We start from the raw sequence: 6,057 nt of genomic DNA, 5'->3' as shown, positions 1-6,057 counted from the left end.
CGATTCCGCAACTCCGAGCGTTCCATTCCTGAACTTCACCGCCGCACAGACATTGTCCTCCACATCGCGCCCGTAATAGTTGATTGCATTTACAGAGATATCGAGCGGTTCGCCAAGCATCCAGTCCATCAGGTACATCTGATGGCATCCAAGGTCGATCCACGCACCGCCGCCGGAAACCGTCCTGTCGAACCAGTCGGGCGGCAGATCATTCATCTTCGAGGCGTCGACTCCGTTGCGGATGCGGACCATGTTCACTTCACCGAGCAATCCGGTGTCCATCAGTTTTTTTCCGAGGACAAATGCGGGCGTCGTGGCGCGGATATAAGCGATCCCGAATTTGACGCCGTTCTTTTTGACGGCATCGCGCACCTCGGCAGCTTCGGCGGTCGTGACCGTGAAGGTCTTTTCCGTAAAGATATGTTTCCCCGCCTCCGCCGCCTTCTTCATCAGTTCGGCGTGACGGCAGGTCTCCGCGACAATGCAGACGGCATCCACATCGGGACGTTTCAGCAATTCATCGTAGTCGGCGACGAACGGGACGCCGAGTTTCTGCGCCCATTCATTTCTACGGGTAGGGGTGGAATCCCAGACACAGCTCAGCGCGGTGTCCTCACGCTTCTGAAGGATCGGGTAATAGCGCGGAACATGCGGGTGCCAGCAGCCGACGAGTGCGACATTGAGTTTTTTCATTCTGATCTCTCCTTAAAATATGATTTCCCGGTTTTCTTTGGCGGAAAGTGCGATCGCATCGAGCATCCGTTGAATGTAGAGTCCGATCTCGCCCGGAAGCATCAATGCGGAACCGGTCAGGCATGCGGTGACCCAGTTGTCGAGTTTCCGGCGGAACATGTCGGGCCGTCCGAGCGACGGCAGGTAAGCGGGCGTGATGTTCATCATCGCACCGAACCGATCGGCGTACAGCTCCGGCCCTTTGCCGCTGCGCCACCATGCGCCGCCCTTGGCGCCGCTGAGCTTGAAGTCATAAACACAGTCCTCCCCGATATGGTTGATATACGACGTTTCAAGCTGCACGACGAGGCCGTTTCTGAACGTTATCTGGGCGACGGCCAGGTCCTCGACGTTGTAGTCGCGGCTATTCCAGTCCGGAGCGGAGCAGAAGACATCGCAGGGATTTTTCCCTTCGCCGTAAAAGTACGATGCCGAAAGACGTGCCGGCTCCGGGCGGCCGCAGACATGCGTAATGACATCGAGCAGATGGACCAGAATGTCGAGAACGGGGCCGCCCCCGAGTTCGCGGCTGTAGTAGGTTCCCCAGTTCGGTGTGCCGCGGCGGCGGAGCAGCGAACCGTGAACAGAGCGCAGTTCGCCGAAGAATCCCGCATTCCGGGCGTTCACCAGAACTTCGGTCGACGGACAGTATTCCTGCTGGAAGCCGACTGCGAGCTTCAGGTTCTTCACCTTTGCCGCCGCGATCATCTTTTCGCATTCGGCGGCATTCATGCCGAGCGGTTTTTCACAGTAAACATGGCAGCCGGCGGCGATCGCATCCATCGCGGCGGGAAAATGCTCATAATTCGGCAAACAGAGATCTACGGCATCCGGGCGCACCTCCGCAAGCATGGTATCCCAGTCCGCAAAAAGCGCGTTTTCCGGGAGGCCCCACTTATCGCGCACCGCCTCCAGGCATTCGCGCTTCCGGTCGACTGCGGCGACGATTTCCACCTTGTCCTTCAGTTCCGCATAGCCCTGCATATGTTCCACATGGATCATTCCGCAGCCGATGACGGCTACCCGCAGCTTCTTGTGTTCAGGCATATTGTTCTTCCTCTATGATGCGTTTGACGACGAAATCCCGGAATTCGGGAGAAAGCATGATGAAATAAGAGGTGAAGCCGGTCACGCGCACGATCAGGTCCGGAAACTTTTCCGGTTCCTTCCGGGCTGCCCGAAGCGTTTTCGCATCGACAATATTTACATTGATCAGCGTACCTCCGAGCTTGAAATGCGTCCGGAACAGTGCCATCAGCCTCCCGACGGGGTCCGCGCAGTTCACAAACGACGCATCGAGTTCCAGTTGAAGCGGCGAAGTGTTCCCGTATCCGCACTGAACCGAGGCGACCGCCTTGGCAACCGCCGTAGCCGCGCCGTCTTTCCGGAACCCCGGACACGGGTTCGCGCCGTGGGAGGACGGCTCCCCCGCACGCCTTCCGTTCGGAGTCGCTCCGACCGTCTTGCCGAAACGGAGCGTATCCGCCCAGGAGAACAGCCCCGGAATAATCAGACGCCCCTCCGGAGTGCGGCGGCCGTTCGGAAATGCTTCGACAAAGTCGTACGTCAGTGTGACCGCCCATTCATCGGCGCAAGTCCCGCCGTGGCCGAAGCGCGGCGAAGAGGCCAGCAGACGCCGGATCTGCTCGCCGTTTTCATTTCTGAAATCACTGTGGACAGCCTCGACACACTCTCTCCAGGTAATGCGTTTTCGTTCGACGACCTGGGTCTGGAGCGCCGCAAAGGAATCCGCGACGACGGCAAGTCCCGCTCCATCGCAGCACATATTGTAGAAATCGACTCCCCCATGAGACGCATCGCGCCCCTTTTCGATCGGGCCGTAACAGAGCAGATTCAGCAGCAGCTCCGGTTCATTCCTGTACTGATGCGCAAGGTGAAAATCAAGTCCTTCGGCAATGCAGAATGCGGCGCGCGCAAGATGTTTTTGGTAACATTTGTGAAGTGCACCGAGTGAAAACTTTCCGGAATCGGCGATTTCATTGAACGCGACTTCAAACACTTTCATCAGATTGATCTTGACCGTGTCATTGAGCGTGTATTCCCGGCCGGGGATGCTCATCCAGTTGCAGCCGAGGGCGATGCGTTCACGGGCAAGCTCGATGGAGTATCCGTTGCGCATAAAGCCCTCGATCAGCGCATTGTCCCCCGAAAAACGCGGATAGCCGAGATTGTCCTCCAGCAGAATTTCCACTCCGCGGCGAAACAGCTTCTCGTCCATCCTGTCATGGACCCGGATCGTCAGGTTGCAGGGTGTTTTCAAAGCGTGGGCCGCTTCAAGGATCAGGAAGGAAATCCGGCTCGTCTGATCTTTGCCGTTCGGATCCGGGCCGCCGATCTGATAGTAGTGCGGATCGTTCAGCAGCAGACATGCGATATAGTAGACGGCATCTTCGTCGTCGATGCGCCCGGCGGCAATGTCGCGCTCGTAATAGGGGCGGAGTATCTCGTCAAGCTGCCCTCCCGCACCGTCGCGGTTGTAGGTGCGGGAAGCCATATTGAACCATGCGATCCACTGGCAGGCCTCGCGCAGGGGTTCCGGCGGATCGTTCTCCAGCCTGAGGTTGATGCGCCGCAGTTCTCCCTCTGCCGCCATGGCGGTACGGTGAATCCAGTTGCAGATTCCGGCAAGCGCCTCCAGTTCAGCGTTCAGCAGTTCGACCGCTTCGGGGTCGAACTTATGCGCTTTGAGCGACCGTTTCACCTTGCGCGTCAGTCCGCCCCAGCCAAGGGACAGCCCGATCCGGTAATCCGGCGCGAAGTGGGCATCCTTGCCGATGCCGTGGGTCAGGTCGTAAAGCTCCTGGTCGTGATGCAAAAACGAATAGTCCACCGGAAACGGCGCAAGGGAAAGCTGATACCCAGCGCGCATGCGCGACATCATGAACATCCAGCGCCCGGCCAGTGCGTCGTCGGGATCGACATAGACCGGATGCGCTTCCAGCAGCGCCCGGTAGTTTTTCGCCCATGCGGACACTCCGTGGAACGAGCCGTTTTCATCGAGGACCGGAAACCGGAACGTTCGCATGAATTCTTCCGGCGGAAGGACATAGCCGTAATCGTCCTCATCCGCTTTCCCGAACCGGCGGTACTTCGCCAGCGTCTGTTCTTTTTTCTTTGCGACGAGGCGGGCGATCCGTCCGGCATATTTTTCAAGTTTGAATCCACTCATTTTACAATGCGTCTCCCATTAAGAAAAAGCGGCACTCCGGTTTCGGAGGCGGCTTTGACCAGATAATCTGTCGTGTCTGTTGTCAGGGGAGTCTGCGGCTTGGCCCGTTCTTCCAGTCCGAGACGCTCCGCTTTCCCGCAGCCGAGCGGATGATAGGTCAGCAGCTCATAATATTGGAGCATATCCAGTTTTACCGCAAACTCCGCGATCCGGCTGATTGTTCCGGCGTCGTCGTTGAAGCCGGGTACAATCGGGGTCCTCAGGATCAGGGGAACTGTCAGAGAGCGGAGGTTTTCCAGAACCTGCTCATTGCCGTGGCCGGTTCCCGCGCGGTGTTTCTGCGAATCGATATGCTTCAAGTCGGCCATCACCAGATCGCAACCGGCGACGAGCTTTTCCAGAATGGCGCGCGAATAGGCGAGATTGGTTTCAAGCGCGGCATGAATCTTCATTTTATGACAGCGGTGCAGAATTTCCGCTGTAAAATCCGACTGGCAGCCCGGTTCGCCGCCGGAAACGGTGACGCCTCCGCCGGATTCCCCGTAAAACGGAATATCTTCGGCAAGATCACGCATGACCTCATCCACGGAAACCACTCGCCCGCAGACGCTCAGTGCACCGGTAAAGCACGTTTCGACGCACCGGAAACAGGAAGTACAGAACGCTCGTTCAATGCGGTGCCGGCCATTGGAGAGCTTGTGCGCTTCGCAGAACCCCAGGCACCGCCCGCATCCCATACATTTCGATTCGTCGAAAAAGAGCTGTGGACTGGCCGAAATGGTCTCCGGATTATGACACCAGAAGCAACGCATCTGACATCCCTTGAGGAATACCACACTCCGCAGGCCCGGGCCGTCATGCACCGACGCATGTTGAATTTCCGTAATGATTCCGTTCATGAAAACCGCTCCTTTGAAGAACCAACATATCAAAGAAGCGAAGCGGTTTCAAGAAAACGGCAAGGAGAGGAAGGGAAATCTGATTTTGTTCAATGCTTTTTCAATGACGGCCTGGTTGATGCTCCCATCGACAGAAACGGATGCAGAAGGACTTCCTCGGTCTTGCGGTCCTCAATTCGAGCCAGAAGCGCCTCCACCGTATGGTGAACCAGCAAGTCAAGCGGAATCTGCACCGATGTCAGCGGCGGCGCAAATCCCCGGGCGCTGAATTCATCGCAGAACGCAATCACCGACAGTTTGTCCGGGATGCGGATATACCGCTCATAAGCCCACTGATAGACCATTGAGGCGAAAAAATCGTTCCAAGCCAGAATAGCGGTGGCACCTCCGTCCCATTCCCGGTCCAGCTTCGGAAAGAGCACCGGATTATCCCGCCGTTCAGGATGCGTCACGACTCGTGCTTCCATTCCAACCGATCGGGAGTATCTCTGCAGGAACGCCAGGTTGTCGATCATCTGCTGCTTGTCCATGGTCGCGGAGTCGATGAAAAATACAACTTTGCGGTGCCCGAGAGTGTGCAGGTGCGAGAGCGCCAGATTCATCCGATGCGTATAATTGCAATGAACGGAACAGAGCATGCAGCCGTTGCGCGCATAGATGAAGGAAGGGAGCTCCCGGCAATATTTCAGCAGATTCAGACTGCCGATATCCGGGACGGTGTTGATGACGCCGGCGATATTCCGGTCATTCCCGATCGCGGAAAGCACCGGCTTCAGGGATTCCGCATCCGAACCGCACATGAAAATCTGCGGGACATAACCCCTGCGGAGAATTTCGTGATGAAATGTGAAAGCCGGTTCGTTTCCCACCCTGAAATCGCCGCGGATCAGCAGTGCGATGGAACGCCGCCGGGGCGTATTCCGCTTGCCGGAAGGATAGTATCCGAGACGTTCCGCCGCATCCAGTACCTTTTTCCGCACCTCCGCACTGATCGGCCTTGTCCGGTTGATCACATAAGATACTGCCGCCTTGGAACATCCCGCCTCCGACGCGACATCGCTGATCGTGACTTTCCGCATAGATATCAGGTTTCCTTGCTGGGATTGCTGTTATTATTATACTATCTGATCCTTCAGTTTTCAAACATCAAAGAAGAACCTCCATCACTCAATGCTGCAATCGGGGCAGTTACAAGCCTGCCGCAGGAATCAGTTTGCACTCCCGGGTCAGCGGCGA

5 protein-coding genes are annotated in these 6,057 nt (G+C 57.0%); all 5 read right to left on the bottom strand.

Annotated elements, in window-relative coordinates; translation table 11 throughout:
• Window positions 1-693 (bottom strand): Gfo/Idh/MocA family protein (locus ACMLHG_RS01415; RefSeq protein ID WP_417169299.1); only part of this gene is annotated, 693 nt, incomplete at its 3' end.
• Window positions 694-705: 12 nt separating this feature from the next.
• A complete protein-coding gene (locus ACMLHG_RS01410; RefSeq protein ID WP_417169298.1) occupies window positions 706-1,779 on the bottom strand; it encodes a Gfo/Idh/MocA family protein in 1,074 nt (357 codons plus the stop codon).
• Window positions 1,772-3,922, bottom strand: coding sequence for a pyruvate formate lyase family protein (locus tag ACMLHG_RS01405; protein ID WP_417169297.1), 2,151 nt, complete (start codon window positions 3,920-3,922; stop codon window positions 1,772-1,774). The genes ACMLHG_RS01410 and ACMLHG_RS01405 overlap by 8 nt, the downstream gene beginning before the upstream one ends.
• On the bottom strand, window positions 3,919-4,821 hold the full coding sequence (locus ACMLHG_RS01400) for a glycyl-radical enzyme activating protein (RefSeq protein WP_302453297.1): 903 nt from the start codon (window positions 4,819-4,821) through the stop codon (window positions 3,919-3,921). The genes ACMLHG_RS01405 and ACMLHG_RS01400 overlap by 4 nt, the downstream gene beginning before the upstream one ends.
• 89 nt (window positions 4,822-4,910) lie before the next feature.
• Window positions 4,911-5,900, bottom strand: coding sequence for a LacI family DNA-binding transcriptional regulator (locus ACMLHG_RS01395; protein ID WP_417169296.1), 990 nt, complete (start codon window positions 5,898-5,900; stop codon window positions 4,911-4,913).
• Window positions 5,901-6,057: the final 157 nt, after the last annotated feature.

The sequence above is a fragment of the Victivallis sp. genome, assembly GCF_048170485.1.
Taxonomy (GTDB): domain Bacteria; phylum Verrucomicrobiota; class Lentisphaeria; order Victivallales; family Victivallaceae; genus Victivallis.
The sequence above is the reverse complement of the archived record's forward strand: the minus strand, read 5'-3'. Positions and strand labels throughout refer to the sequence as shown.